The sequence below is a fragment of the Mucilaginibacter sp. genome, assembly GCF_041088075.1.
In the GTDB taxonomy this organism is placed as follows: Bacteria; Bacteroidota; Bacteroidia; order Sphingobacteriales; family Sphingobacteriaceae; genus Mucilaginibacter_A.
Genome location: NZ_JBGCVY010000025.1, coordinates 58,552 through 84,162, shown reverse-complemented (window position 1 = coordinate 84,162; position 25,611 = coordinate 58,552). Strand labels below are relative to the sequence as shown.

Genomic DNA, 25,611 nt, shown 5'->3' with positions numbered 1-25,611 from the left:
TTGCCGGTCAATACGCTGGCCAAAGATTATTACTCAATTAATTACAACCAGCGTTCCAACGAAGGCAACTCTTATTCTGCCTTTGTGGTTGTTGCCACCGAAGATTCTACAACGGTTGAAGTAACGCCCGCCGCGCCTTTGTTGAGCGGAAAGGCAGCAAATGTGCCTTTCACCCTTAACCTAAAAAAAGGCGAACTTTACCAGGGCTTGTCGGCTACGGATTTGACCGGCACGCGCATCCGTTCCATCAGTTCTGGCACAAATGTTTGCAAAAGGATCGCGGTTTTTTCCGGAAGCAGTAAAATTTATATCGGCAATGGTTTTACAACTTCTTCGGATAACCTTTTTCAGCAGGTTTATCCAACCGCCTCCTGGGGCAGAAATTATGTAAGCGCGCCGCTCAGCCACCGGCCTTATGATACTTTCCGGATCATCATCAGCGACCCATCTACCAAAGTAACTTTAAACGGAACGGTTTTAAGCAATGCTTCTTTTACCAATGGTTTTTACTACGAATTTAACAGCACAACGCCCAATGTGATCAGTGCCGATAAACCGATCCAGGTAGTGCAATATGCTATTACGCAAACCAATTCCAGCGCAACTACGCCGCCGCCCGGTGCCGATGTGGGCGACCCGGAAATGATCTACCTGAACCCGATTGAGCAAATTGTAAACAACGTAACGCTTTATTCGCCAACGGCTTACCGTATTTTGCAAAGTTATATCAACGTAATTATTGCCGCTTCCGCTGCGCCAAGTTTTACGATTGACGGTTCGAAACCTGCCGGTGGTTTTCAATCCGTACCGGGAAATGCAGCTTATGCTTACGGGCAGTTTCCGGTTGCTTCGGGCACGCACAACATCAAGGCTTCAACTGGTTTTAACGCCATTGCTTATGGTTTTGGCAATGCCGAATCGTACGGTTACTCGGCCGGGACAAACTTGAAAAACCTTAACGAGTTTGTACAGCTTAAAAACAGCGTTGGCGACAGCATTGCAAGCACTTGTGTTGGCAACAATGTAAGGTTGGAAGTTTCGCTCCCGTTCCAAACCAAACAAATTATCTGGGACCCGCAAAATGGCGATGCTGTTTTTACCGATAATAATCCAACCTTGGTAAGCCAGACAATCAAAGACAACAAGCCTTTGTACACGTACCGTTACCCAAAACCGGTTTCTTATCCAAAACCTGGCTTATTTGATGTAAAGGTGAAAGCTTTTAATGCCATTGCGGATGCCTGCGGAACGTATGAAGAAGTGAATATTGATTTTACGGTTTATGATAATCCGGTTGCTGCGTTTACTGCCCGGGCCCAAAATTGCCCGTCGGACACTTTAAGTTTTACCGATAAAAGCACCGGGGCAGGGGCAACCATCAAAGCCTGGAGCTGGAATTTTGGCGATGGCACAACTTCAAGCGTACAAAACCCAACTCATAGTTACAAACAATCCGGGGATTTTATAGCCACTTTAATGGTTACCAATTCCAACGGTTGTACTTCGGCTCTGGATTCGCAAAAAGTACATATTTATGCCAGGCCGGTTTCCAAATTTTCCCTTTCCAGTCCCGATTGTCCCAGCAAAGCGGTTACGTTTACCGATCAATCCACTTCCGCAGAAGGCAAAATCAACAGTTGGGTTTGGATTTTTGGCGACGGAACGAAGCAGACGCAAACGAGTAATGCGCCTTTTCAGCATACTTATAAAAATGCAGGAAACTACACGGTTCAATTAATTACTTACACCGATTTAGGTTGCCGCAGCGATTCTGTTGGCGTTCCGATAACCATCCATCCGCTGCCTGTGCCTGATTTTGTTTTGCCCAAAATTTGTCTGTCAGATACGTACGCAAATTTTACCGATAAAAGCAGTATCAGCGATCATACCGAATCAGGTTTTACCTATCTGTGGGATTTTGGCGACGCCGCTGCAACCCCGGCCAACCCCAATACTTCTACCCAAAAAAACCCGCAGCATAAATATACTGCCGCCGCTGATTACCAGGTGAAACTGACGGTTACTTCTGCCGATGGTTGTTCTGCCGATACTACGATAAAATTTACGGTAAACGGGGCAACGCCAAAAGCTGATTTTACCGTTTTAAATACCGGCAGCATGTGCAGCAAACAGGCACTGATGATCAGAAATAAATCTTCTGTTGATTTTGGAAAGCTGAGCAAGGTGGTAATCTATTACGATTATGTCAACCATCCTAATCAGTTTGAAACGGACGACAGCCCCGAAACCGACAAATTGTACAGCCACCAATACCCGGTTTTTCATGCACCGGCTACCATCAACTATACTGTTTTAATGCGCGCTTATTCGGGCATCACTTGTGTAGATGAAAAAATGCAGGTGGTTACCGTTAATGCCGACCCACAGGTTTCGTTAGCCATCCCAGCCAGTACTTGTGCAGAAATTGACCCCTTTCAGGTTGTCGCCGCAGAAGTGAACGGTGTTAACGGAACTGGTACTTTTTCGGGCAAAGGCATTTCGGCTTCGGGCTTGTTCAGCCCGGCAGCGGCAGGAGTGGGCATCCAAACCATCACCTATATTTTTACGGCACAAAATGGCTGCGCCGATACGGTTTCAAAACAAATCACGGTTTATCCAACACCAAAAGCAAACGCAGGCAAAGATATTTTGATTCCCGAGGGGGAAAGTGTTAAGCTGAACGCAACAGCATCAGGAAATAATTTAACTTATAAATGGACACCTTCTGCCGGTTTAAACGCTGATAATATTTTAAACCCGGTTGCCCGGCCAACGGCAAATACCACTTACAAACTCACGGTAACTTCTGCCGATGGCTGTACTACAACAAATGAAGTTGTGGTAACCGTATTAAAAGCGCCGGTAATCCCAAATACTTTTACACCTAATAACGATGGCATCAACGATATTTGGAACATCCAGAATTTAGACAGCTATCCAAATGTTACGGTAGAAATATACAACCGTTACGGGCAGCAAATTTATTACTCTAAAGGATATGCCGTACCTTGGGACGGGCGTTATAAAGGGGCAGAATTACCAGTGGGAACCTATTATTATGTTATCAACCCCGGCAGCGGAAGAAGCAGGATGGCAGGCCCGATCACCATTATCAGATAAGCGATGAGGAAACCGATTTTTACTTTTCTATTTATTTTTTGTGCAATTGGAACGTGGGCGCAGCAAAAGCCGCAATATACCCAGTATATTTTTAACAATTACCTCATCAACCCGGCCATAACCGGGATTGAAAGTTACACCGATATCAAAGCCGGCTACCGCAACCAATGGTCGGGCCTGGATGGTGCGCCTGTAACGATGTATTTTACCATCCAAACGCCCATCGGCAATAAGTTTATTCAGGGTGATGCGATGAGCCAGCCCGGCGCAAACGATGACCCGATGAGCCGGTCGTACGTGCAGGATTATCAGGCCGCAGCACCGCACCATGGTATCGGTTTTACTTTGGTTTCTGATAAGGCCGGGCCAATCACCCAAAATAATTATGACTTGACTTATGCTTACCACCTCGGCATCAGCAGCAACTTGAATATTGCCGTAGGCGTGGCAGCAGGTTTGGCCAGTATCAATTTGAACACCAGCCAGATCACGTTGGAAAATGCGCTCGACCCGGCCATTGCAAACGGCCAAAACAGCCAGTACAAACCGGATTTGGGCTTGGGCGTTTGGGCCTATTCTGCCCGGTATTTTGTTGGCGTTTCTGCACAGCAGGTGTTGCCGCAAACCTTGTTTTTCTCTTCCAATTCCAACTACAACCAAAGCAAAACCGTGCCGCATTATTTTGTAACGGCAGGCGTAAAGCTGTTTTTGGCAGAAGATATTACCTTGTTGCCTTCGGTGATGTTTAAATATGTAAACCCGGTGCCATCTACTTTTGATGTGAATATGAAACTGGCTTTTCAGGACCGCTTTTGGATTGGTGCTTCTTACCGGCACAACGATGCCATTGCCGGAATGGCGGGCATAAATATCGGCAGCTTTTTAAATGTGGGCTATGCTTACGATCATACCACATCCAACCTAAACACCGTAAGCAATGGCACACACGAAATTATTTTGGGCGTGATGCTCAATAATTTGTACAAAGTGGTTTGCCCAAGAAGGTTTTGGTGATGCTTCTTTTACCGCACTAAATTTTAGCCGATAAAAGAAGCATTGACATTTTGCTGATTTACAGCTCTTTCCGCAACCGCGCCACCGGAATATTCATCTGCTCGCGGTATTTGGCAACGGTTCTTCGGGCGATGTTGTAACCGGCGTCTTTTAAAATTTCGGTCAGCTTTTCATCGGCCAAAGGGTGCAGTTTATCTTCTTTGGCAATGTTTTCTTCCAATATTTTTTTTACTTCTTTGTTAGAAACTTCTTCGCCGCTTTCCGTTTGTATAGCTTCCGAAAAGAAAGATTTAAGCAGATAAGTGCCATGTTCTGTCTGCACGTATTTAGAATTGGCCACCCGCGAAACCGTAGAAATATCCATCCCGATCTTATCTGCAATATCTTTTAAAATCATTGGCCGAAGGTTTTTCTCGTCGCCCGTTAAAAAGAAATCATATTGGTAATGCATAATCGCGTTCATCGTTTTCAGCAACGTTTGCTGGCGTTGTTTGATCGCGTCAATAAACCATTTGGCCGAATCCAACTTTTGTTTCACAAACTGCACGGCCTCTTTCAGCTTCTTGTCCTTTTGTGCCGATTTATCGTAATGCTGAAACATATCCTGGTAAGAGCGGCTCACGCGCAGTTCCGGTGCATTTTTGGCATTTAAAGTCAAAATCAAAACACCATCGCTGTTGCGGATATGAAAATCCGGGATCACCTGCATTTGCTTGGTGTTGATCTCGTTCGAATCGCCAGGCTTTGGGTTGAGTTTTAAAATCTCGGCAACGATTTCCTTTAGTTCATCATCGTGCAGGTTCAGGGATTTTTCAAGCTTATCGTAATGCTTGCGGGTAAATTCATCCAAATAATGCTCTACAACTTGTATTGCTTTTTTGATCACCGGAATGTTGATGTCTTTCCTGCGCAATTGGATCAGCAAACATTCTTGCAAATCGCGCGCACCAACACCGGCTGGGTCAAAGCTTTGGATCACTTTTAACATATCTTCCACTTCCTCGTCCTCGGCCATGACATTTTGAGAAAAGGCCAAGTCATCGGTGATGGACATGATCGGGCGGCGCAGATAACCGTCGTCGTCTAAACTGCCAATAATTTGCTGGCAAACCCTGAAATCTTTATCCGATAAAGGAAGCAAGTCCAACTGGTTTTGCAGCTTATCGAAAAACGAACTTTGGATGGCAATCGGCATTTCTTTGTGCTCTTCGTCATCGTCTCCGTTTTGGTCGAAGCGGCTGCCGTAGTCGTTCAGGTTGTCTTCCTGCAAATATTCGTCAATGTTAAACTCGTCGAACTCTTCGCCGCTGCTTTCTTCTTTGTTGAAATTATCGTCGTCCGGGTCGCGGTCGGGATATTCTTCCACCGGCTCGGCCATATTGGTCAAACTCAAATCTTCCAGCGCGGGGTTTTCCTCCAGTTCCTCTTTAATGCGCGCATCCAAAGAAACAGTGGGCACCTGCAGCAATTTGATAAACTGGATTTGCTGCGGCGAAAGCTTTTGAAGTAGTTTTTGTTGTAGATTTTGTCTTAACATATAGAGGCCCAAAAATACATTAAAATTGAAGATACCTAAAGTTGGAATGCTTTTTTTACAGTATATTTTTCGTTGTTATACGATGGATTTTACTAACTTTCACAATATTAATTTTTTAACTTTAAAAACAATAATTATGGGATTTTTGAGTGAATTTAAAGCATTTGCCTTAAAAGGGAATGTAATTGATCTGGCGATTGGTGTGGTTATCGGTGCCGCTTTCGGTAAAATTGTAAGTTCGCTGGTGGATGATATCATCACGCCGGCCATTTTAACGCCTGCTTTAAAAGCGGCAAAATTATCCAACTTAAGCCAGTTGGTCATCCCCGGAACGGCCATTAAATATGGCAACTTTTTATCACAGGTGATTGCGTTTTTAATTGTGGCCGTTGCGCTGTTTCTGATCATCCAAGCCATCAACAAAGTGCAAAGGAAACAACCTGTGGTGGCGGTTGAGGTGAAGGCAACCAAAGAAGAAATGCTGCTAACAGAAATTCGGGATTTGCTGGCGGGACAAAAATAGGTGGGGTAAAAGAAGTATGGGTGAGAATTAAAATTCTAAGTTTAAAGGACATCAAAAAATATAAGGCTCTGTTTAAATTTATACAAGTAAAAATGTTAATGCTTCTTTTATGCCCATAAATTCTATGCCTGGGTATTATACCGGTACAAAAACTACACAACAACAATGATTTTCAGGTGGTAAAAGAAGCATAGAAACCTTAACAAATAAAATTTAAACAGGCTTTAAAAATGATTACAAAAAAAGATATAGCAGAAAAGTTACTTGATCATCTGCAACATAAATTAACTTCAGCAGAGTTGGTGGATTGGGCAGAAAAAACCTTGATGGGCGATTTTTATGAAGATGATCAGTTTCATACAATCCGTAATGTTTTAGCACAACTTGGGCTGGCAGATGTAAAGGCTTTCGGATTGGAATATCAGGATTGCGAAGCTATTATGCAAAAATTGGGTTATACTTTAGAAGTTAAAGCTTTAGCTGTTGCTTGAACTTTTTGCTGGTCGTGATTTGCAATCCGATCATCGAACTACCGATTTTAATTTATTTAATTTTAAAAACAACCGATAAAAACAGCATTAAAAAAAATTATCACCAAAAAAATAAAATTTTATAAATCTGCACAATGGAAACTTTAATCGTTCGCCCTAAAAATCAAAAGCAAATGGCTGCTGTCGAAGCTGTTTTAAAAGCTTTAAATGTTGCTTTTCAAAAAGAAAAAAAAGCCCTTACAACCCTGAATTTGTGGCCAAGATTTTAGAAGGAAGCAAAGAAATTGCAGAGGGCAAAGGAACCGAGATTTCATTGAAAGATTTATGGAAACAATAGAATTTAATCATCGTAATTCATGACTCGATCTTTGAGCTACAGATTTACAATCAAATTCAACATTAAAAAACAACCAATAAAAACAGCATCAAAAACCCTTCGTTCCCGAACAATTTGTTACAATTACAAAATCACCCATTTTGCCCAACTTGTTCCAATCCGGTTTGTTAAAATCTTCAGAACCGTAAGCCGCAATATTTTTGACGGAAGCCTGAGGTAGGTACTTTTTAAATTGTGCAACCGCGCCCAGCTTTTCCTCACTATGAAAACCTCCGTTGATATGAAAAACGGTAAAACCCGGATGCGTTTTTAGAAAAGAAGCGACCGACCAGCCCATCGTGGCGTCCCACAGGTTTTGCGCCTGGTACATTTCCAGGCCGCCCATCGCGTGTCCGCCCATTATTTCATCAAACTTGGTCAAATAAGTGCCGGTTGCAGTATCGATAGGTAAGGGCGGAAGGTAAGATTTTCCAACTTTATCCAATTGATTTAAAGATTTCAAACCCATCCGGCTCGCCATATTGGTATAGCGCGAAGGTGCGTTTGCTGCAATCATCGGCAAATAATTGGTTTTGGCGTATTCAATTAGCGGCCGGTAATCTTTGTAGTTTGGCCAGGCTCGTGCATCAACCACAAAATTTTTCTCGCGGATCAATCCGGCTAAATATTCATTCAAAACATTCTGGCAATCGGTTTCAAACATTTCCATAGACAATGCCACTTGTTTTAAGTGCGCTTCGTTCAGTTTCTGCAGGATGGTTGCTTCCAAAACATGACTGACCGAATCGTTGTGTTCCTCGCCAAAAAATACCGCATCGGTTTTGTTCAACGCTTTAATCATTTCATCAATGGTAATGGTTTTTTTAGTGGAAGTTTGATAGATTTTGTAGGAAGAAGCATCTTGGGGAAAAGCATCAACACAAAAAGCAAACAGCAAAATAAAAGTAGCAATGCTTCTTTTAGCAGGTATAATTTTCATAAAAACGAAAAAAATGATGATTTAGCTTTGGATAAAAACCCGTGTTGAATTGTATTTTAGAAAAAACAACCCTATATTTGCGCTCTTGTTTTAAAAAGCGTATAACACTACAAAGATATGAAAAGAACGTTCCAACCTTCACAACGTAAGAGAAGAAATAAGCATGGTTTCCGCGAGCGGATGTCATCGGCAAACGGCAGAAGGGTTTTGGCCGCAAGAAGGGCAAAAGGCCGGCACAAACTGAGTGTATCTTCAGAGCGGCGCCATAAAGCTTAAGCTTTTGTTTTTTCCTGTGATCGGCAGGAAATGCTGCCAGCCGGTTTCGATTTAAACCAACCGGTTTCCTCAATTTCATGAACACTTTATCAAAAGAAGAACTGTTATCCGGCATCAGGCTCATTGCGGCTTTGTACGATAACAGCTCTTCTTTTTTGTGTTATCCGTACAAAATAAACTGGCGGCAAGAGGTTTTTGCAGATAAAGTTCCGGTAAAAGTGCTGTTTTCGGTCTCCAAAAAAAGGTTTAAGCGGGCGGTTGACCGAAACTTACTAAAGCGAAAAATGCGCGAAAGTTACCGGCAGCAAAAGCAGGAATTTCTGTTTCCGCAGGTAAAAATTTCGGAAAAGCAATTGCTGGTTTCAATGGCTTACATTGGCAAAGAAGTGGAAGATTCTGCTTTGATGATGAAAAAGATGCAAAAAGCTTTGCAGCAATTGGCAGAAAAAATTGTGTTATGAATGCGGTTGGACGATTTTTGCGGCAGCTCATCAGCGGTTTTTTTTTGTTGCTGATCCGTTTGTACCAAATCCTGCTTTCGCCAATTCTGGGCGCGTCCTGCCGTTATACGCCAACCTGTTCGCAATACGGCATGGAAGCCATTCGAAAATACGGGCCGTTTAAAGGCGGTTGGCTCACGCTAAAACGCATCGGCCGCTGCAACCCCTGGGGCGGTCACGGCCACGATCCTGTTCCTTAATTACCATGAGTTTAATCCTGCAAATAGAAACTTCTACCACGTCCTGTTCAGTTGCTTTGGCAAAAGACGGAAAGTTGCTTTCATCAAAAAGCATCAACCAAAGAAACATTCATGCCGAAGTGATTACTGTTTTTATCGGTGAAATTTTTGCGGCGAACGGTTTAACTTTTGAGGAAATGGATGCGGTTGCGGTAAGTTCCGGGCCGGGTTCGTACACCGGTTTGCGCATTGGTGTTTCTACGGCCAAAGGTTTGTGTTTTTCGTTGGATAAACCGCTGATTGCCGTCGAAACTTTGGAAGCGATGGCTTCCGGTTATTTATCCCGCATAAAAGAAGTATCGGGAGAGTTTTTGCTTTGCCCGATGATTGATGCGCGCCGGATGGAGGTTTATACTGCGCTGTTCGACCAGCAATTGAACCGGCTGGTAGCAACTTCGGCACAAATTATTGACCAGGAAAGTTTCAAGCAACACTTAGACCAACATCGAATTGTGTTTTTTGGTGATGGCGCAGCAAAGTGTAAAGCCGTTTTGGGTTATCATCCGAATGCTGTTTTTACCGATGGTTTTTTAAACCAGGCCGAAGACTTGACCCAACTTGCAGCAGCAAAATTTCAGCAAAAACAGTTTGAAGATGTGGCTTACTTTGAACCGTTCTACCTAAAAGATTTTATCGCAGGTAAAATTGGCAGCAGATAATTCATTGTAAATAGTTCATTGCTAATTGTTAATAGTAGGAAATTGGCAATGCTTCTTTTAGCACTATAAAATTGGTATTTGCAATGATCCATTAACCATCAACCATTAACTTTTTTTAACTCGCAATGCTTCTTTTAGCACTATAAAATTGGTATTTGCAATGATCCATTAACCATCAACTATTAACTTTTTTTAATTGGCAATGCTTCTTTTAGCACTATAAAATTGGTATTTGCAATTAACCATCAACTATTAACTTTTTTTAATAGTACGAGCGTTTAAAAATCCGCGTCCACATCCGGTCAAAAAATCCTTTTTCTTCGCCCATCGGGATTGTACTTGCGTTTGCCGGATGCTCAATAAAACGTCCGAATTTTGCCGAAAAACCAATAAAAGCATTGATGCCGGTAGAATTATAATTGGCACTGCTAGTTTTTAAAAAACGCGCGGATTGAAAAAGCTGCTCTGTTCCGACATAAAACTCTACGTTTGGGGATTTGTACATCAACTGCCCGCCCGCGCTCCAAGCCCGGTCTTGGTTGTAAGAAGCCAAAGCCGTAACCCACAGGTTTCGATAAGTAAAATGATTGACCAAAGCCGCCGTCAATCCGTTGTAAAACAGTTCTTTGGAAACAATCAAATTGGGTGTGAGAGAAAAATCAGGAACCAAAACAAATTTTTTGCTGATGGCCAGATCAACTTTGCCATTGATCGGCGTATAAAATGCGTGCTGGCTGCCGTTAATGCTGGTCAGGCTGTCGGTTGCTGTCAAAACACGCGTGTCGTTCTGTGTACTGCCTGTAACCCGGTTGATGTTTTGCGTACCGCTAAAATTATAAGTTACCGCGCTTTTGTTCCAACGGATAAAACCTAAATCCTTGAGGTTTCCCTGCAGTAGCAAGCCGTTATCCAACTGCGCCTGCAAACCAAAACTGACCGCAGCGCCGGGGTTTTTTAAGCCCAAAATATCCCGCTTTCTATAAGTGCCGTAATAGTTAGACTGATACTTGCCCTGCAAAAACAAGTTTGCCTTTGTATTATCCTGATTAACAGCAAACGACGAATGTTCGATATCCAGTTTGTTGTAATATATACCGAGCAACGTACTCAGCTTCAACCCAAAAGCAACATTTGCGTCTATTTTTTTCTGGAAAGTTAAACTGAACTGGTGATAAGCCTGGCCTTCCAAAAAATCGTTAAACAAATCTTGGTTCAACTTTCCGTTGTCAAAGTTTTTGTACGAATCGAGCAAAAGCAAAGTCTCGTCCGTTACGCTGCCGTGGCCTTCCGCTTTTGTTTGTGCCGATAGGCCAAACTCCTGGTCGCCGTCCAGCCGGTTGTACATTTTCAGCATAAACCAATACGAATCAGAAGCCACGCGCAGGTTGTTCAGGTTTCCCAGTCCGTTGGTCAGGTTGGCACTGTTGTAAACGTCTTTTTTGATTAGCGAATTAACCGAAGCTTGTGCATTGCCGGTTAAAATACTGGTTGCGCCAAGATTGGGGAAGAAAAAGTTGAAAGCAAACTGCCGACTCGAATCTGGGACGAAAGCGCGTTGGGCCGGGTTTTCAAAAGCATCAAACAGCGTTCCGGTATTAAAATGGGAAAATTGCTGGGCGCGGGCAGAAGTAAATGTAAAAATTAGGACCAGTCCCAGGAAATATTTCATCAAACAAAAAAATAAAAACTTTAAAAATAAAAACGAAAAACGTTGCCGAAAAATTTACGCAGATGCTGAAATTTGGTTGATAAAAGAAGCATCATGTTTTAGGTTTTTTCAGAAAGCTTCTATATCACTTTTACTGATTTTCGCCCCGATTTGTTTTAAACAAAAGTTAAGATTTTAGCTTATCAACATCACCTCAAAAATCAGTAAACGGTGCAGATGTTACGATTGCATCTTTTTTAAAATCTTTATTAGCAGTAATTATTTGTCGGGCATTTTCACTTAGCCGGTCGTTTTGAAAACTGTACAACGCAAACTTCTGCAGATAATCCAGCTTGTTGGCCTCATAATAAATGATTTCTCCTTTTTGAAAACTCATTATTAAACTGTTCTGTCCTCCAATTCCAGTGTAAATAAAATCTGAGCGGTCAAAGTAAAAAAAGTAAGTGGCGATATTTTTAAAGCTTTCGTTAAAGTTGATCTTAACATTGCTCCCGGAAATTGTAATGCCGCTTTGCTGGTTACCGCGAAAAGCAACCCGGCCGATAGATTGCTGAGGATTATCCAAAAACAATACAACCAACGAAGTTATATAACCAGCATTTCTGGCCTCATCAACCAAATCTTTAAAAGAGTTGTCGTTAAAAACAGTCTCAATCAAAACATTTTTACCTTTGGCAATCGCTTTTTTTGCCAGTTTTTTTGTCCGACTTTTATAAACATCGGTCATCAAAATTTCAAACCGCTGCAACTCATTCAAACGCGTTCGGATAAAAGTAGATTTACCTGCTGCATTGCATCCGGCCACAAAAACCAGTTCCGGCTTATCCATCTGCAAGCTTTTTAATGATGGTATCTTTTATCTCCACGGGCATGTCGTGTTCATCAAATATAATTTCTACCGTTACCAAATATTTTTCGCCGGATGGCATTTCTTTGCGGTAGTAGCCGCCGTCTTCCTCAAACTGTGCGTAAAAAGGGTTGCCCAGTTCAAAAGCACGCTGGCGGCCAAGCTCGTGCATTTTGTCCATGTTTTGCAAAAGGCGGTCAACAATCCAAGTTTGTTTTTCTTCCATCCGAACAAATTTTTAAAAGCTTTTTCAAAGATACAAAAAGCAGAAAATGTTGATCTTGATTTTTAGGTGGTAAAAGAAGCATCAGGTTCCGGGTTTTTCAGAAAGCGGGCGAAGTACTTTTATCCGCTTCCTGCTTTTTTTGTTTGAGGCAGAAGTTGGTATAAAATTTATTTTCCGAAGCTGTAAACTGAAGGGCAGCCGCAAAATAATTGTTCCAGCCGGAATTTTTTTCACTAAAAATTTTACCAAAACCAGGTTGTAGATTTTTTTGCAGGATTTGGAACGAATTGGGCAAATGCACAAAAAACGACACATTGCTTTGCCCGGCCAGCAACTGGTCAAAATCATAATATTGCTGGTCTTCGGATAAAAAATGCTGCTGATGGTAATTTTCCAGGTAACGCTTCAGGCCGTTTTTAGAATTTGACAGCAACAAATAATTGTCAATTAGCACAAAAAACGGTTGTTTAAAATGGGCAAAAGGTTCGCCCAAAAGATAATACGGCAGGTTTTCGTATTTAAAACGCGTACGTTCGCTGTCCGGGTCAACACTGATGTTGCGCAAAAAAGGTTCCAGTTCTGATCCGTTTTTTACTTTGATGACCGCAATTTTTTCACTTTCCAAAGTCGTTATTACGGCAAATTCTTTGTCCAGTTGCTTCCGAAAAGCCGTTTTGATGGATACGCCCGTTTCTTTTTTTATCTGGCTAAACAAAGCATTTGCTTTTTTAAATTGATAGATTTGGTTTTGCCAAACGTCGAAATCCCCTAAAAAACCTATTGGGTTTCCAAAAGCAAAACTCACGGCCGAAGCGGTATTTGCCGGATAAATATTTTTTAGCGTGTTTTTTACCGGCTGCTGCTTCAAAAATAAATCCAGGTAATTGGCTGCCGAAGTATCGCTTTGGGTGAAACCGTTAAACAGCAAAGCATCCGTTTTGTAATTTAAAGTTAGTGCCGCGCTGGCCGGAAAACCAGCCAAAAAACGAAAAAAATCGTCGTTCTGGTTTCGGAACAGTTGCTTGAACAAAACCGGGAAACGCTGGTAATTGACGTACAAATTGGCAATAGAATTTTTATTTTGCTGATCGGAAAGCTGCGCCAGGTTGGAAACTTTGTTTTCTTTCCGTTCGTCCAAAAAGTTCAACAGCAAAGTTTTGTTAAAACTTCCGGCCAAAACACCGGCATTATAAGTTAAATAAAATGCTTCTTTTATGGCAGGAAAAGTAATATCATGGATAGTTTTGTTGCCGATTGTTTCTGTTTCAAAAGCAGCGTCAGAATTGATAATCAACGCGTTCAGCGTCTGTTGCAAATCTTTTACGCCATCCGCATTGATCAGCAGCAGCATATCCAAATTGCCGGAAGTAACGCCCGGATGAAGCGAAATAAAAATACTGCGGTTGTTGAGGGCAGCTTTTAAAGCCTGTTCTTTCATCAAATGCTGGTGCAAATATTGCAGCTCGTTGGCTTTTTTTTGCCCGATAAAAGAAGTAAGCAACGAGCTTTCCCGAAACAGATCGTAAAATTCATGATCGTTTTTAAACTCAAAAACCAGCGCGGCGTCCTCTGGGATTTGTTCAATAACGTTGGTGGTATTTTGTCCGGGAAGTTTAAGTTTGGCAAAATAAAACGCAGTAACCGTTACGGCTGTTATAAATAAAAAAACCGCAATCAGGATAATCCGCCGCATCTCATCTGTTTGCAACAAAAATAGATTATTCAAATTGAGGTAGGAAGTTTTTCTGATTTTGTTTATATTTAAAAGTATATCATGAACAAACAAATTATTATTACGGCCGCCATTTATGGTTTGCTGGCCGTTGTTACCGGTGCTTTTGGCGCACACGCTTTAAAAAATAAACTCGATTCCGGCCAGTTGGAAGTTTGGCATACAGCGGTGCAATACCAGTTTTACCACGTTTTTGCCTTGCTGTTTTTATCAACCTTAAATCCGCAAGGCAACAATTTGTTAGAGTGGAGTTTCTACTTTTTTAGTTTTGGTATCGCGCTGTTTTCCGGTTCGCTTTATTTGCTGGCCACGCGGGATTCATTGGGAGCAAGTTGGATCAAATATCTCGGCCCAATTACGCCTTTGGGCGGTTTGCTTTTTATTTTAGGCTGGGTTACGCTTGGGTTAGGGGCGATTAAAAAACTATGAGCCTGGATTTATCGGATTCGCTCCACGTCGAAAAGAAAACCGTTTTCGCCGAAGTTGTCCTGCCGTTGCCCATCGCCAAAAATTATACGTACCGCGTCCCTTTTGACCGGGTAAAAGAAGTATCGGTAGGCAAACGCGTGGTGGTTCAATTCGGCAGAAGTAAAATCTACACCGGCATCATTTTGTCATTGGGCGAAAGGGCACCGGAAAAATACGAAGCCAAATACCTGATGGATATTTTGGATGAGGAACCTTTGATCATCCCGCAGCAATTGGCTTTTTGGCAATGGATTTCCAATTATTACCTGTGCAATTTGGGCGAAGTGATGAATGCCGCTCTGCCTGCCGCTTTAAAGTTGGCCAGCGAAACGCAGATCACACTAAACAAGGAATATCAGTTTGACAAAACCGAACTGAACGACAAAGAATATTTGATTGTTGAAGCGTTGGAAATTCAGCCTGAACTAAAAGTAAGCGAAGTAAGCAAATTGCTGGGGCAAAAAACGGTGATGCCGGTTTTGAAACAATTGTTCAACAAAAACATCATCAACATTGCCGAAGAAGTGAACGAGCGTTACAAACCGCGAAAACGTTCTTTTTATAGCTTAAACCCGGTTTACCGAAATCAGGAAACTTTGAAAGAATTGTTCGAAATGCTGGAAAAACGCGCGCCCAAACAATTGGATGCCGTGCTGGCGATGCTGCAATTATCCAAACAAAAACCACAAGTTACCAAAGCCGAACTGGAAGAAACGGCACAAGTAAGCGCCGCAGTTTTAAAAGCTTTGGTAGAAAAAGAAGTGTTTTTGCTGGAAGAAAAAATCGTGAGCCGTTTTTCGAACAGCGAAGACGGCACCGAAAGTACTTTTGAGTTGAACGAATATCAGGAAAAAGCTTTTAACCAGATCAACAAGCAATTTGAGCAAAAAGATGTGGTTCTGCTGCACGGAATCACTTCTTCCGGAAAAACCCAAATCTATGTTAGGTTGATCGAAGCGATGATTGAAAGCGGCAAACAAGTACTGTTTTTACTGCCCGAAATTGCGCTGACGACACACATTATTGAGCGTTTGCGGCAATATTTCGGCAATAAAATAGGCGTTTACCATTCGCGTTTTAATGACAACGAACGTGTGGAAGTTTGGAACAAAGTTTTAAGCGGCGAATATCGCGTGGTGCTTGGCGCGCGTTCTTCCGTTTTTTTGCCTTTTAATAATCTGGGTTTGATTGTGGTGGACGAAGAACACGAAAACTCGTACAAGCAATTTGACCCTGCGCCGCGTTACCACGCCCGCGATGCTGCAATTTTTTTAAGCACGTTGTACAAAGCCAAAGTTTTGCTGGGTTCGGCCACGCCTTCGCTCGAATCGTATTACAACGCACAGCAGCACAAGTACGGTTTGGTGGAATTGAACGTGCGTTACGGTGATGCGGTTTTGCCCGAAATCCAAGTGATCAGCATCCCGGAGGAAATGAAAAATAAAACCATGCAATCACATTTTTCCAACGTGTTGATGCAGGATATTGAAGCAGCTTTGGAAAAAAAAGAGCAGTCCATTCTGTTCCAAAACCGGCGTGGTTATGTGCCGCTGTTAATTTGCAAAACTTGTGGTTTTACTTCCAAATGTATCAATTGCGATGTCAGTTTAACGATGCACAAAAGTACCGGTAAATTGCATTGCCATTATTGCGGTTACAAGGACGATATTTATTCGGTTTGCCCGGCTTGCGGTTCTGTTCACTTGGAACAAAAAGGTTATGGCACGGAAAAAATTGAAGATGAACTTTCGATCTTATTGCCCTCGGCACGCATTGCAAGGATGGATTTGGATACCACGCGTTCTAAAATGTCTTTTCAAAATATTTTAAGTGATCTGGAAGATAAGAAAACCGATATTTTGGTTGGCACACAAATGGTGGCCAAAGGTTTGGATTTTTCGGATGTAACCGTGATTGGGATTGTGAATGCCGATTCTTTGTTAAAGTTTCCGGATTTTCGCGCCAACGAACGCAGCTTCCAAATGCTGGCACAAGTAAGCGGCAGGGCAGGGCGGCGCGGCAAAAAAGGCAAAGTGGTGATCCAGACTTATGATCCGCATCATCGCATTATTGACCAAGTCATCCGTAATGCTTATGCAGAAATGTACGAGCTGGAAATGGCCGAACGTTTGCAATTTAAGTATCCGCCGTTTTACCGCGTCATCCAAATTGATGTGAAACACAAAAACCAGGAAACACTGCAAAACCAGGCCGAATATTTAGGCAATGCTTTGAAAAAACAATTCGGCGAACGTGTGATCGGTCCGGAGTTTCCATTGATTAGCCGCATCCGCAATTATTATATCAAAACCATAATTTTAAAAGTTGAAAAAGAAGGGACTTCGATGGTTCGGGTGAAAAATATTTTGAAAGAAACAATTGTGCAATTTCAAACAGAAAAGATCAGTAAAGGTAATTTGGTTAGGATTGATGTTGATCCTTATTGATGCTTCTTTTATCGGCATAAAATTGATAATTAATATTTTTACTAAATTTTGGTAAAACAAGTTTATTGTTTAATTTTATAAAAGCTTAACAAAATATATGCGTGTTATTATTGAAGACGAATATTTAGCCAGGATTTATTCTTTTGATAACAATGTAATACGTAAACCAAAATTCAACAAAGAAATCGAACGAGGTTTTATCAAAAGAGTTATACAAATAGAACAAGCGCAAAATACCAATGATTTACGCGTAGTAAAATCTTTGCATTTTGAAAAGTTGTCTGGTAATTTAGATGGCAAACATTCTATTCGTATTAATCAAGCTTATCGGATAATTTTCAGAATTGAGAAAGATGGAAATAACAACAGAGCGGAAATAATTTGCATCGAAGAAGTAAACAATCACTATTCATAAAAATAGATTTATGGGAAACGTTTTTGACAAAGATGGGAACGAATTAAGAACAGCGTTTACTTTTCATCCAGGAGAACTTTTACAGGAAGAAGTAGAAGCGCGCAAACTTAAAAAATCGGATTTAGCGCAGCAATTGGGTTTACTGCCCGGACATTTGAGCGAATTGTTTAAAGGAAAACGCCATATCAATGCTCGTTTAGCTGTAAAATTAGAAAAAATCCTTGGCGTAAGTGCAGAGTATTGGTTAGGCTTGCAATCAGCTTATGATTTAGCAGAAGCCCGTGAATTGGAACAGGTTTAGAATATTAATCTTTAATAATTTTAATAAAATTTAATTAGTTTTTTGAAAACATGATTGCAATCGCAGGAACCTACCAAAACGGTGTTGTAAAATTAGATGAGGAAATTGCCTCAAAAAAACCATTAAAAGTTATCGTTACTTTTTTAGAGGAAATTGAAAAGTCTATTGAAAAAAGATTGACATTGGATGATTTTTCTTTTGCAAAAGGTTGGGAGATTTTAAAAGATTATAAAGGGTCATTGTCTGATGAAGTTATCAGGGAAAGAAGGAGCGAATTGTGAAAGTATTTTAGGTACTTAATCTTTGTTTAAATAATAAATTGAAATTCTCATATGCTTCTTTTACCACCTAAAAATCAGCAGCCAAAATTCAACAACAGAAACAAAGCGGTTATCAAAGCGGTTTATGCAGGATAACTAAAACAAAACCTGATGATTTCGATAGAAAACGAATATTTAAAAGTTACGTTCCGCACCAAAGGGGCAGAGATGACTTCCATTTTTAATAAAGAAACGCAAACCGAACATCTATGGCAGGCCGATCCTGCTGTTTGGCCGTGGTTTGCGCCTAATTTGTTCCCGATTGTGGGCGGCTTAAACAACAACGAATTGCATGTTGACGGACAAGCTTATCAAATGAAGCGGCACGGTTTTGCCCGTGAATCTGAATTTGCTTTGGTTGATGAACAACAAACTCACGCCAAGTTTTCTTTGCCTTTCAACGAAACTACTTTAGCAGTTTATCCTTACCGTTTTGAATTTCAAATCTTGTATGATTTGTTCGGCCGGGATTTGCGCGTAACGTACAAAGTAATCAACCAGGATGACAAAACCATTTACTTTTCGATGGGCGCGCACCCGGCTTTTCGCGTTCCGTTTTCTCCAAACGAACAATACGAGGATTATTACTTGGAATTTGAAACTTCTGAACCTTTGCTAACGCATTTACTTTCGGAAAAAGGATTGCTAAGCGGCGAAACCGAAATTGTTCCTTTGCAAGATCAAAAATTGTGGCATACTAAACATTTATTTGACCGCGATGCTTTGGTCTTCAAAAATATCACCTCAAAAAAAGTGAGCATCCGCAGTAAAAACCATAACCACAGCTTGTCGGTTAGTTTCAAAGATTTTAAAGATTTGGGGATTTGGGCGAAGCCGGGCGCACCGTTTGTTTGCATTGAACCATGGCTGGGCTATGCAGATGCAGAAGGCCAAACCACTGATATTCAACAAAAACCAGGCATTGAAAGCGTTGGCCACGGCCATGTTTACGAAGCTGCTTTTACCATCAGCCTGAATAGTTAATACCAATTTTTAGGGCATAAAAGAAGCATCTCCTGTTTTATCAAGATATGCTTCTTTTATCGGTATAAATTCTACTTCTTGTAAATCTTTACAATTGCAGCAAACGCAATTAAAGCGGCTGCCCCAATTAAACTGGTGGTTATCACCGGGTTGTTTACCGCAGGCGGTACAAATTTTACGCCTTCGATGTCGGTTTTCGCAGCTTCTTTTACGTAACGGCCGTGTTTTGGTACGGCTTCTTCGGCAAAGTTTTTGCCTAAATGTTGCAGGGCTTTTTTAAACTCTTTTCCAATCATTGGTTTTCCGTGCCCGGTTGCTACAATTTGCGGGTGCAGGCCAATCAGTTTCCGTACAGATATTCCGGCTGCTTTCCAATCGCAGGTAAAATATTTCGGCGGTCCGCTTATGATTTTTTTCTGTGTCATTACAGCAATCGCAGATTCCTGAACGGTGGTAACAAAAGCATCGCCGGCAATTAAAACATGGTCGGCTTCGCGGAACAAAGAAATATGGCCGGGAGAATGGCCGGGCGTAAAAATAATGCGCCAGCCTGGCAACCCCGGTACGCCTTCTTCCGGAAAAGCCTGTACTTTTTCGCCTAAGTTTAAAGGTTTGTTCGGGAACAAAGGGGAAGTCAAACTCATCAAACCGCCGCCAACAAAAGGGTCGGGCGGCGGATAAGCAGAAAGTCCGGTTAAATAAGGCAGTTCCAAATCATGGGCATAAACCGGCACGTCCCAAATTTTCAACAATTCCGGCAGGCTTCCGCGGTGGTCAAAATGGCCGTGTGTCAAAATAATGTTTTCCGGTTTTGTCCCTTGCCCGAAAAGCTCTTCGGCCATCGCTTGTATTTTGTGCGCCGAATGCGGCAAACCTGCATCTATCAACACCCATTTTTTACTGTCCGGGCTGCCGGAAGCAACCATGTAAATATTTACGAATACAATTTTCATTCCCCAAACACCGGGCGCAACTTCAAAGTAACCGCTTTTGGTGTTTTTATGCGGATCAATGCTTTGTGTTTCAGTCATAATTATAGTTTTTATTGATTTGCTTTTTAACAAGAACCAACGCTTTAAGTTTTACAACGCTTAATTAATAAGGAACAATTGAACGTATATTTGATAATTACAACTTAAATTTGGGACCATCGTAAAAACAATTCATTTAATTTTACATTTATTTATTCTCACAATTACCCAAAAACAATTTGATTATGAAAAAGAAAGTTTATTTATTGACGACCGCTTTAATGCTGACATTTTCTGCAAACCAGTTGAAAGCTGCTACCGTAATTACAGAACCCGCCGCAAAGGAAATTACTTTGACCGAAGCACAAAAAGAAGCTAAACTGCAAGCGATCAAAACGCGTGTGGAAGAGATCAAAGCGATGGACAAATCGCAACTGAGCAAAGAAGAAAAAAAGGAATTAAAATCCGAATTGAAAAGTATGAAAGCGCAGGCCCGCGGCTTGGGCGGCGGCATTTACCTGTCTGTTGGCGCCATCATCATTATCATTTTGCTTTTGATCCTTATCTTGTAACGAAACAAGTTTGACCAATAACAAAAAAAGCCTGAAGGGATTTCCCTCAGGCTTTCTTGTTTTAAAACATTTTTTTGCAAAACTTATCTTCCGCCGCCCATAGACATTAACTCTTGAAAAGTTATCCTGTCAAAATCTTTCGGGATTCCAAATGTTCCGGGTTTAACTTTTTCGGCTACGATAGATTTTAAAGTAACCTGTACCGTCTGGCCTCCTTGCATAATTGTGAATTTTACCGGATAGCCACCTGCATTAGCAAAGTATTTAGTTGAATTATTGGCAGGAACGGTAATATCATTGGTAACCCAAACATCAGAAGTTGAACCACTTTTGCTATCCTTAGCCAATACTTTTTTGCAGTTAAAGCCAGCAATAGTTTGGGTTTCCGAAGTTGGTGTAAACGTAAAATTTGGTTCCTGGTCTTTCATTTGCTCTATGTCTGCCGGTGTCAAAACCGCAGCTTTTTTCATTGATGCAACCGGTACATCTACCAAAAATGCCATGTAATTGCCTTTTACATTAGACAATATATTAATGTTGGCAGGGCCCATTTGAGATTGATAGGAAGAAGAATCGCCCTTAAAAAAAGTCTTAGCTTCATTCTGTTTGCCATTTGTACTTACATCATAATTTATAATGCCTTCAGTAAAAATTTTTTGTGCACTGGCTGTAAAACCGATAGCGGTAAGGGCTAAAGCGAGTGCTGCGTTTTTGAAAATGTTCATGTCTAATTAATTTTTTATAAAGTAATCATTCTTTTTGTAAAGATGCAAGTTAATTTTTTATTTCTAATTGCAGCGTTAATTTTAAAGGTTAGACTGCAACAGAAACGCTTTGTTACGTTTCAAAACAATTATTTTTCGGCCATCGGCAGCAGCTTCTCCGGTTAGTTTTTGGATGAGGTAATCGCCATTGTCCGAAGCAACGATTAGCCTGTCGAAGATTAGGTTTTTAGAAATTTGGGCGAGGTCAATCTTTGGATTTTGGGTGATAAAAACAGCATCCACTTTTATTTTTTGCGAAAAAGATTGCTGTTCAAAACCTTTATCGGCCACAAAGATTAATTGGTTTTTAAATTGGACCAACTTATTTTGCTTGCTAAAAACAGCATTGGTAAAATTTTTGTCGGAATTTACAAAGCTAACTTTGGTTGATTTACAACTATCTAAATAAGGTTGTACCGAATATTGAAAGCTTTTGTCGGAAGTTTTTAAGTCGGTAAAAACCACGGCCTCGTTCCCATTTTTAAAAACAATACCACAATTTTTACGCAAGTTTAGAAATACAATTTCATCCTGCTGTTGCGCTTGTATCTTTTTGTAAGAAAAGGACACTAAAAAAAGTGTGGTAAAAACAGCACCAACTTGCAGCAATAAGCTTTTACGATGAACCAGCCAGACGAACAGACAAACGATGATGGTGTACAAGATTAAATATTCGGGAACGGTGATCCAAAGTTTGTTCCAACTTCCGAAAGGAAGATGTTCAATCCAACTTAAACCCTGGTTCATCCCAACAATACTTTTTTCCAAAACAAAAGCAAGCGGTTTTGCAATTACAGGAATATCTGGCACGAAAAGGAAAGCAATTCCAACATACATAATTAAGGCAGAAGGCAGCACGATAAACAAATTGCTCAGCAAAAAATAAACCGGAAACTGGTGAAAGTAAAATACACTAACTGGAAAGGTGATCAATTGCGCCGCCAGAGAAACGGATAAAAGCGACCAAACCCTTCTTGCAAATTGATGTTTAAATTCTAATAAATTTTCGATAATTGGTTGCAAGATAATCAACCCGACAACGGCCAAATAGGAAAGTTGAAAACCAACATCGGTAACAAAGTTTGGATTGTACAAAAGCAGCACAAAAGCCGAAACCAGCAAAATGTTAAGCATACTGATATGCCGGTTGTAAGTTCTTCCAACAATCACAAACGTAATCATCACCGCGGCGCGGCAAACGGCAGGCGAAAAACCGGTAACCAAAGCATAAACCCAAATCAGCAAAATGGAGATGAATGCTTTTAGCAAAACACCGCTTCTTTTACGGTTTAAAAAACGAAGTAATAAGTTGATAATCAGATATACCAACGCCACGTGCATCCCTGAAACGGAAAGGACGTGGATGGTTCCGGTTTTAGAATAAGCCTGCAAAACATCGGTACTTAAATCGGCACGGTAACCCAAAATTAAGGTCGAAGCAACCGACAAAGCATCAGGATCGTGCAAATATTTCTGGTACTTTTGAACCAACTTTTTTCGGATTGCAAGTGCATAAGCAATAATCGGGTTGCCGCGATTGGTTGTAATCAGTTGATATTGGTTTGGATTGAGAAAAGTTTGAAAATAAATATTTTGATGCTGCAGCCATAACTTGTAATTAAATTCGGCTGGGTTAAAAGGGGCATCAATGGGCTTGTATTGGTTTGGAACCAAAAATTCATCGCCATAATTGAAATTGTTTTTTTGAGAAGAATCCAATTTCAAAGCAACCAACATACTTCCGGAAGACACTGAAATTTTGCCATTAAAAGAAGTATGCGTAACCAAAGTATTAAAGCGCACAACGTTGCCGGTTTGTTTTGGTTCCTGAATAATAGTAACTAATAAACTTGTTGCTTTTTGTTTGGAAAAATGATTGCTGTTGTTGATTTCTTTATTTTTTTCGGCTAAAAAAATCCCCAACAAAAACAAAAATAGATAGATCAAAATGCCGCCAATCCAGGCTTTTCGGTAGATTTTCCAATCGGCATATTTCCAATTTAAAATACAAAATATAAACGAAATTGTAAAAATACATGTTAGTAGTAACGGTAAAATATTTCCAAAAGAAAAAACTACGCTCAGAAAAATACCTGATAAAAGATGCATCAGCAACAATACAAACGGGCTTTCGGCAATAAAAAAAGTATTTTTCATAATTAAAAGCGATAACGCATTTGCAGCCGTACTTCCGACTTTTTGTTGCCCTGAATTTCATCCAAACCAGAACCAACTGTTTTTTCGCCACGGTATAAATAAGCGCTGTAGCGAAACCAAAAATCCAAACCTTTTTTAAAAGTATATTGCAAGTTTGCATAAGTGCGGAAGCCGGTATGCTGCAAAGGCAAAATGGTGTAGCTGTACAAAACATCGTTTTCAAAAGAGTAAACCCGCGAATCGTAACTGGCTGTTTTAAACCAGGCCAAGCGGCAATTGCCGGAAATACGAGTGGCTTTTGGCCGGTACAATAAATCCTGGTAAAGCATTAAACCGTATTCGGCAGCGGGCAAACCTTTTTGATATTTTACCACCTCGGCACGGTTGCGCAAACTGATATTTTTGTTGATCGGATAAGCAATATCCAAACGCCAATCCTGATATGAAACTTCGTCCAACATTTTGATCTTTGCGTTATCGTTGTTTTGTTGTTTCTGTTTAAAACGATAATTTAGATAAGCTACAAAGCGTTGTGTTGGTGCATAAGTCAGCCTTCCCAATAATTCATAACCTTTGCTGTTGGGCTGGCTCACCTGGTATTTTAACCACGGAAACTTAAAAAAATCGGCATAAGCAGAAAAATTCCAACGTTGTAAAAACTTCCAATTTAAACCGCCGTAATAACCTTGCTCGTTTACGGCATTGGTGGTTTCAGAAAAAGCTTCGTTGTAAAAAGAACGGTAACTTTTATTGTAATTTCGGTACAACAAAACCAATGAAATATTGGACGAAAATGAAGTTAAAACACCATTTACCGTTGCCGCGCCTCCGCCTAAACTTTTGGCTGTTTCTCCAAAAAAATAAAAATTGTGGTAGCTGTAATCGTAATAAAAAGAAAGGTTATCCAATTCTTTTCCAACAAAATCATATTGGTTGTAACTGTTTGCCCGGCGCCGGATTGGATATTCAAATTGTGTGCTATAAGTTGTTATTCCTGTTTTAAAATTGCGTTTGTTGTAGTTTAAATTGAAGCCGTAAGTCAATTGATCTGCCGCGTTTTTATTGGTCAATTCTGTTAAAGTTCGATGATAACCGGTTGTGCCAAGTGAAGAAATATATTCGGGATTTGCCTTGGTTTGCACGGTTGCATCAATCGGTTGGTAAGAAACAAAAGGCGTAAATTCTACCGATCTAAATTTTAAAGTTGTGGCAACTCCGCGGAAATAATTAATCTCGTTGGTAGAAGAATAAGGCGTTAAACCGCGCGCAACTTTAGGCACCAAAGTAGCATCCGCATTTTTGCCAAAACTAAAACCAGTGTACAAACTTAGGCCTTGTCCAAACTGTAACGAATAATCGCCAATAACCAATTTGTTGATCAAACCAAAGTTTTTAAAAGCCAGACTGGCCGAATAAAAATCAAAACCGATACTGTTTTTACCGGCAAAAAATGGTTCGCCGGCATCTTTTTCCATGTTAAAATTGAATTGAATGCGGTTTTGAAAATCAAACCTGTATCGGCCTAATAACTTTTGATTGTTGCCGGTATAATGCGAAAGTTTGGAATCTTTAGCAATCACAAAACCTTTTTGATCTTGCAACACTTCTCCATAACGGAAGATGAAATCATGTTTGCCGTATTTAAAAACGTTTTTCAGGCTGATCAAATTAAAATCCAAATCAGCAGAAATGGTTACAAAAGGCAGCAGTTTTTGGATGGTTTGCAGGTCGAAAAGGTCAATACTTTGCAGTTCGAGCAAGTCAACCAATTTCCCATTGTTGCGGATATGCTCTTGTAAAGCCGTAATTTGGAGCGCTGATAAAAATAAAAGGTCTTGCAATTGTGTAGTTGTAGCTTTGTTGAGGTTGAGCGGATGCTGGCGGTAATTGTTCAACTGGCCAATCAGTTCCGAATAGTCGTAATCGTCGGGCAGGTTTTCGGCAGCCGCTTCAATTATGGTTTCAATTTCCCGTTCCTGCGCCGTTTGTGCAGCAACTAATTTTGTAACCAACATAAATATGACCAGCAGCAGGCATTTATACTGCATTTATAAATATTGAAG

General features: G+C 40.8%; 25 protein-coding genes and 1 pseudogene. 16 read left to right on the top strand and 10 right to left on the bottom strand.

Features of this window, described 5'->3' with window-relative positions; genetic code table 11:
* Both V5804_RS05565 and V5804_RS05560 read left to right on the top strand, forming a co-directional pair.
* Positions 1 to 3,120, top strand: a 3,120-nt coding sequence (locus V5804_RS05565) for a PKD domain-containing protein (RefSeq protein ID WP_369590389.1), incomplete at its 5' end; no start/stop codon positions are given.
* 3 nt (positions 3,121 to 3,123) lie between these two features.
* Positions 3,124 to 4,134: a type IX secretion system membrane protein PorP/SprF gene (locus V5804_RS05560; protein ID WP_369590388.1), complete on the top strand. Its 1,011-nt coding sequence runs from the start codon at positions 3,124 to 3,126 to the stop codon at positions 4,132 to 4,134.
* Positions 4,135 to 4,192: 58 nt separating this feature from the next.
* Here V5804_RS05560 and rpoN read toward each other — a convergent pair whose 3' ends face one another.
* Positions 4,193 to 5,671, bottom strand: coding sequence for an RNA polymerase factor sigma-54 (gene rpoN, locus V5804_RS05555; RefSeq protein ID WP_369590387.1), 1,479 nt, complete (start codon positions 5,669 to 5,671; stop codon positions 4,193 to 4,195).
* A 136-nt stretch (positions 5,672 to 5,807) separates the two neighbouring features.
* Here rpoN and mscL point away from each other — a divergent pair, with 136 nt between their 5' ends.
* The 3 genes and pseudogenes from mscL to V5804_RS05540 all read left to right on the top strand — a co-directional run bounded on the left by mscL (position 5,808) and on the right by V5804_RS05540 (position 7,022).
* The gene (gene mscL, locus V5804_RS05550) at positions 5,808 to 6,194 is read left to right on the top strand and encodes a large conductance mechanosensitive channel protein MscL (RefSeq protein ID WP_369590386.1); all 387 of its coding nucleotides are present in this window, start codon (positions 5,808 to 5,810) and stop codon (positions 6,192 to 6,194) included.
* Positions 6,195 to 6,424: 230 nt separating this feature from the next.
* Positions 6,425 to 6,685, top strand: coding sequence for a hypothetical protein (locus V5804_RS05545; RefSeq protein ID WP_369590385.1), 261 nt, complete (start codon positions 6,425 to 6,427; stop codon positions 6,683 to 6,685).
* A gap of 134 nt (positions 6,686 to 6,819) precedes the next feature.
* Positions 6,820 to 7,022, top strand: a pseudogene (locus tag V5804_RS05540) (DUF2683 family protein).
* Between the two features lie 88 nt (positions 7,023 to 7,110).
* Here the strand turns inward: V5804_RS05540 and V5804_RS05535 are convergent.
* Positions 7,111 to 8,001: a ChaN family lipoprotein gene (locus tag V5804_RS05535; protein ID WP_369590384.1), complete on the bottom strand. Its 891-nt coding sequence runs from the start codon at positions 7,999 to 8,001 to the stop codon at positions 7,111 to 7,113.
* A 117-nt stretch (positions 8,002 to 8,118) separates the two neighbouring features.
* Here V5804_RS05535 and rpmH point away from each other — a divergent pair, with 117 nt between their 5' ends.
* The 4 genes from rpmH to tsaB all read left to right on the top strand — a co-directional run bounded on the left by rpmH (position 8,119) and on the right by tsaB (position 9,675).
* Positions 8,119 to 8,277: a 50S ribosomal protein L34 gene (rpmH, locus tag V5804_RS05530; protein ID WP_369590383.1), complete on the top strand. Its 159-nt coding sequence runs from the start codon at positions 8,119 to 8,121 to the stop codon at positions 8,275 to 8,277.
* A 77-nt stretch (positions 8,278 to 8,354) separates the two neighbouring features.
* Positions 8,355 to 8,738, top strand: a complete 384-nt coding sequence (locus V5804_RS05525; protein ID WP_369590382.1) for a ribonuclease P protein component — start codon at positions 8,355 to 8,357, stop codon at positions 8,736 to 8,738.
* Entirely contained in the window at positions 8,735 to 8,977 is a 243-nt protein-coding gene (gene yidD, locus V5804_RS05520) for a membrane protein insertion efficiency factor YidD (protein WP_369590381.1), read from the top strand. The genes V5804_RS05525 and yidD overlap by 4 nt, the downstream gene beginning before the upstream one ends.
* A gap of 5 nt (positions 8,978 to 8,982) precedes the next feature.
* The gene (tsaB, locus tag V5804_RS05515) at positions 8,983 to 9,675 is read left to right on the top strand and encodes a tRNA (adenosine(37)-N6)-threonylcarbamoyltransferase complex dimerization subunit type 1 TsaB (RefSeq protein ID WP_369590380.1); all 693 of its coding nucleotides are present in this window, start codon (positions 8,983 to 8,985) and stop codon (positions 9,673 to 9,675) included.
* Positions 9,676 to 9,937: 262 nt separating this feature from the next.
* Here tsaB and V5804_RS05510 read toward each other — a convergent pair whose 3' ends face one another.
* From V5804_RS05510 to V5804_RS05495, 4 genes are all read right to left on the bottom strand, one after another.
* Positions 9,938 to 11,344 (bottom strand): DUF5723 family protein, encoded by a 1,407-nt coding sequence (locus V5804_RS05510; RefSeq protein WP_369590379.1) that lies wholly within the window; start codon positions 11,342 to 11,344, stop codon positions 9,938 to 9,940.
* A gap of 193 nt (positions 11,345 to 11,537) precedes the next feature.
* Entirely contained in the window at positions 11,538 to 12,173 is a 636-nt protein-coding gene (locus tag V5804_RS05505) for a zeta toxin family protein (RefSeq protein WP_369590378.1), read from the bottom strand.
* Positions 12,166 to 12,417 (bottom strand): hypothetical protein, encoded by a 252-nt coding sequence (locus V5804_RS05500; protein WP_369590377.1) that lies wholly within the window; start codon positions 12,415 to 12,417, stop codon positions 12,166 to 12,168. Before V5804_RS05500 ends, V5804_RS05505 begins: the two co-directional genes overlap by 8 nt.
* A 97-nt stretch (positions 12,418 to 12,514) precedes the next feature.
* Positions 12,515 to 14,143: a hypothetical protein gene (locus V5804_RS05495; RefSeq protein ID WP_369590376.1), complete on the bottom strand. Its 1,629-nt coding sequence runs from the start codon at positions 14,141 to 14,143 to the stop codon at positions 12,515 to 12,517.
* 48 nt (positions 14,144 to 14,191) lie between these two features.
* Between V5804_RS05495 and V5804_RS05490 the strand changes: the two genes are divergently transcribed.
* From V5804_RS05490 to V5804_RS05465, 6 genes are all read left to right on the top strand, one after another.
* Entirely contained in the window at positions 14,192 to 14,578 is a 387-nt protein-coding gene (locus V5804_RS05490; RefSeq protein WP_369590375.1) for a DUF423 domain-containing protein, read from the top strand.
* The gene (gene priA / locus V5804_RS05485) at positions 14,575 to 17,064 is read left to right on the top strand and encodes a primosomal protein N' (RefSeq protein WP_369590374.1); all 2,490 of its coding nucleotides are present in this window, start codon (positions 14,575 to 14,577) and stop codon (positions 17,062 to 17,064) included. Before V5804_RS05490 ends, priA begins: the two co-directional genes overlap by 4 nt.
* A gap of 97 nt (positions 17,065 to 17,161) precedes the next feature.
* On the top strand, positions 17,162 to 17,479 hold the full coding sequence (locus V5804_RS05480; RefSeq protein ID WP_369590373.1) for a type II toxin-antitoxin system RelE/ParE family toxin: 318 nt from the start codon (positions 17,162 to 17,164) through the stop codon (positions 17,477 to 17,479).
* 10 nt (positions 17,480 to 17,489) lie between these two features.
* A complete protein-coding gene (locus V5804_RS05475; RefSeq protein ID WP_369590372.1) occupies positions 17,490 to 17,780 on the top strand; it encodes a HigA family addiction module antitoxin in 291 nt (96 codons plus the stop codon).
* Between the two features lie 50 nt (positions 17,781 to 17,830).
* The gene (locus V5804_RS05470) at positions 17,831 to 18,061 is read left to right on the top strand and encodes a hypothetical protein (RefSeq protein ID WP_369590371.1); all 231 of its coding nucleotides are present in this window, start codon (positions 17,831 to 17,833) and stop codon (positions 18,059 to 18,061) included.
* A gap of 150 nt (positions 18,062 to 18,211) precedes the next feature.
* Entirely contained in the window at positions 18,212 to 19,084 is an 873-nt protein-coding gene (locus V5804_RS05465; RefSeq protein ID WP_369590370.1) for an aldose 1-epimerase family protein, read from the top strand.
* Positions 19,085 to 19,155: 71 nt separating this feature from the next.
* Here the strand turns inward: V5804_RS05465 and V5804_RS05460 are convergent, their stop codons facing one another.
* Positions 19,156 to 20,115, bottom strand: coding sequence for an MBL fold metallo-hydrolase (locus V5804_RS05460; RefSeq protein ID WP_369590369.1), 960 nt, complete (start codon positions 20,113 to 20,115; stop codon positions 19,156 to 19,158).
* A gap of 185 nt (positions 20,116 to 20,300) precedes the next feature.
* Between V5804_RS05460 and V5804_RS05455 the strand changes: the two genes are divergently transcribed.
* A complete protein-coding gene (locus V5804_RS05455) occupies positions 20,301 to 20,627 on the top strand; it encodes a hypothetical protein (protein ID WP_369590368.1) in 327 nt (108 codons plus the stop codon).
* A gap of 83 nt (positions 20,628 to 20,710) precedes the next feature.
* Here the strand turns inward: V5804_RS05455 and V5804_RS05450 are convergent, their stop codons facing one another.
* The 3 genes from V5804_RS05450 to V5804_RS05440 all read right to left on the bottom strand — a co-directional run bounded on the left by V5804_RS05450 (position 20,711) and on the right by V5804_RS05440 (position 25,596).
* On the bottom strand, positions 20,711 to 21,352 hold the full coding sequence (locus V5804_RS05450) for a DUF4412 domain-containing protein (RefSeq protein WP_369590367.1): 642 nt from the start codon (positions 21,350 to 21,352) through the stop codon (positions 20,711 to 20,713).
* A gap of 81 nt (positions 21,353 to 21,433) precedes the next feature.
* On the bottom strand, positions 21,434 to 23,548 hold the full coding sequence (locus V5804_RS05445; RefSeq protein ID WP_369590366.1) for a ComEC/Rec2 family competence protein: 2,115 nt from the start codon (positions 23,546 to 23,548) through the stop codon (positions 21,434 to 21,436).
* 2 nt (positions 23,549 to 23,550) lie between these two features.
* Positions 23,551 to 25,596 carry a hypothetical protein gene (locus V5804_RS05440; protein WP_369590365.1) on the bottom strand — a complete coding sequence of 682 codons (2,046 nt, stop codon included), beginning with the start codon at positions 25,594 to 25,596 and terminating at the stop codon, positions 23,551 to 23,553.
* Positions 25,597 to 25,611: the final 15 nt, after the last annotated feature.

Coding starts and splice junctions, on each gene's coding strand:
- V5804_RS05560 (WP_369590388.1), top strand. CDS start 3,124: ATGAGGAAACCGATTTTTACTTTTCTATTTATTTTTTGTGCAATTGGA.
- rpoN (WP_369590387.1), bottom strand. CDS start 5,671: ATGTTAAGACAAAATCTACAACAAAAACTACTTCAAAAGCTTTCGCCG.
- mscL (WP_369590386.1), top strand. CDS start 5,808: ATGGGATTTTTGAGTGAATTTAAAGCATTTGCCTTAAAAGGGAATGTA.
- V5804_RS05545 (WP_369590385.1), top strand. CDS start 6,425: ATGATTACAAAAAAAGATATAGCAGAAAAGTTACTTGATCATCTGCAA.
- V5804_RS05535 (WP_369590384.1), bottom strand. CDS start 8,001: ATGAAAATTATACCTGCTAAAAGAAGCATTGCTACTTTTATTTTGCTG.
- rpmH (WP_369590383.1), top strand. CDS start 8,119: ATGAAAAGAACGTTCCAACCTTCACAACGTAAGAGAAGAAATAAGCAT.
- V5804_RS05525 (WP_369590382.1), top strand. CDS start 8,355: ATGAACACTTTATCAAAAGAAGAACTGTTATCCGGCATCAGGCTCATT.
- yidD (WP_369590381.1), top strand. CDS start 8,735: ATGAATGCGGTTGGACGATTTTTGCGGCAGCTCATCAGCGGTTTTTTT.
- tsaB (WP_369590380.1), top strand. CDS start 8,983: ATGAGTTTAATCCTGCAAATAGAAACTTCTACCACGTCCTGTTCAGTT.
- V5804_RS05510 (WP_369590379.1), bottom strand. CDS start 11,344: ATGAAATATTTCCTGGGACTGGTCCTAATTTTTACATTTACTTCTGCC.
- V5804_RS05505 (WP_369590378.1), bottom strand. CDS start 12,173: ATGGATAAGCCGGAACTGGTTTTTGTGGCCGGATGCAATGCAGCAGGT.
- V5804_RS05500 (WP_369590377.1), bottom strand. CDS start 12,417: ATGGAAGAAAAACAAACTTGGATTGTTGACCGCCTTTTGCAAAACATG.
- V5804_RS05490 (WP_369590375.1), top strand. CDS start 14,192: ATGAACAAACAAATTATTATTACGGCCGCCATTTATGGTTTGCTGGCC.
- priA (WP_369590374.1), top strand. CDS start 14,575: ATGAGCCTGGATTTATCGGATTCGCTCCACGTCGAAAAGAAAACCGTT.
- V5804_RS05480 (WP_369590373.1), top strand. CDS start 17,162: ATGCGTGTTATTATTGAAGACGAATATTTAGCCAGGATTTATTCTTTT.
- V5804_RS05475 (WP_369590372.1), top strand. CDS start 17,490: ATGGGAAACGTTTTTGACAAAGATGGGAACGAATTAAGAACAGCGTTT.
- V5804_RS05470 (WP_369590371.1), top strand. CDS start 17,831: ATGATTGCAATCGCAGGAACCTACCAAAACGGTGTTGTAAAATTAGAT.
- V5804_RS05465 (WP_369590370.1), top strand. CDS start 18,212: ATGATTTCGATAGAAAACGAATATTTAAAAGTTACGTTCCGCACCAAA.
- V5804_RS05460 (WP_369590369.1), bottom strand. CDS start 20,115: ATGACTGAAACACAAAGCATTGATCCGCATAAAAACACCAAAAGCGGT.
- V5804_RS05455 (WP_369590368.1), top strand. CDS start 20,301: ATGAAAAAGAAAGTTTATTTATTGACGACCGCTTTAATGCTGACATTT.
- V5804_RS05450 (WP_369590367.1), bottom strand. CDS start 21,352: ATGAACATTTTCAAAAACGCAGCACTCGCTTTAGCCCTTACCGCTATC.
- V5804_RS05445 (WP_369590366.1), bottom strand. CDS start 23,548: ATGAAAAATACTTTTTTTATTGCCGAAAGCCCGTTTGTATTGTTGCTG.
- V5804_RS05440 (WP_369590365.1), bottom strand. CDS start 25,596: ATGCAGTATAAATGCCTGCTGCTGGTCATATTTATGTTGGTTACAAAA.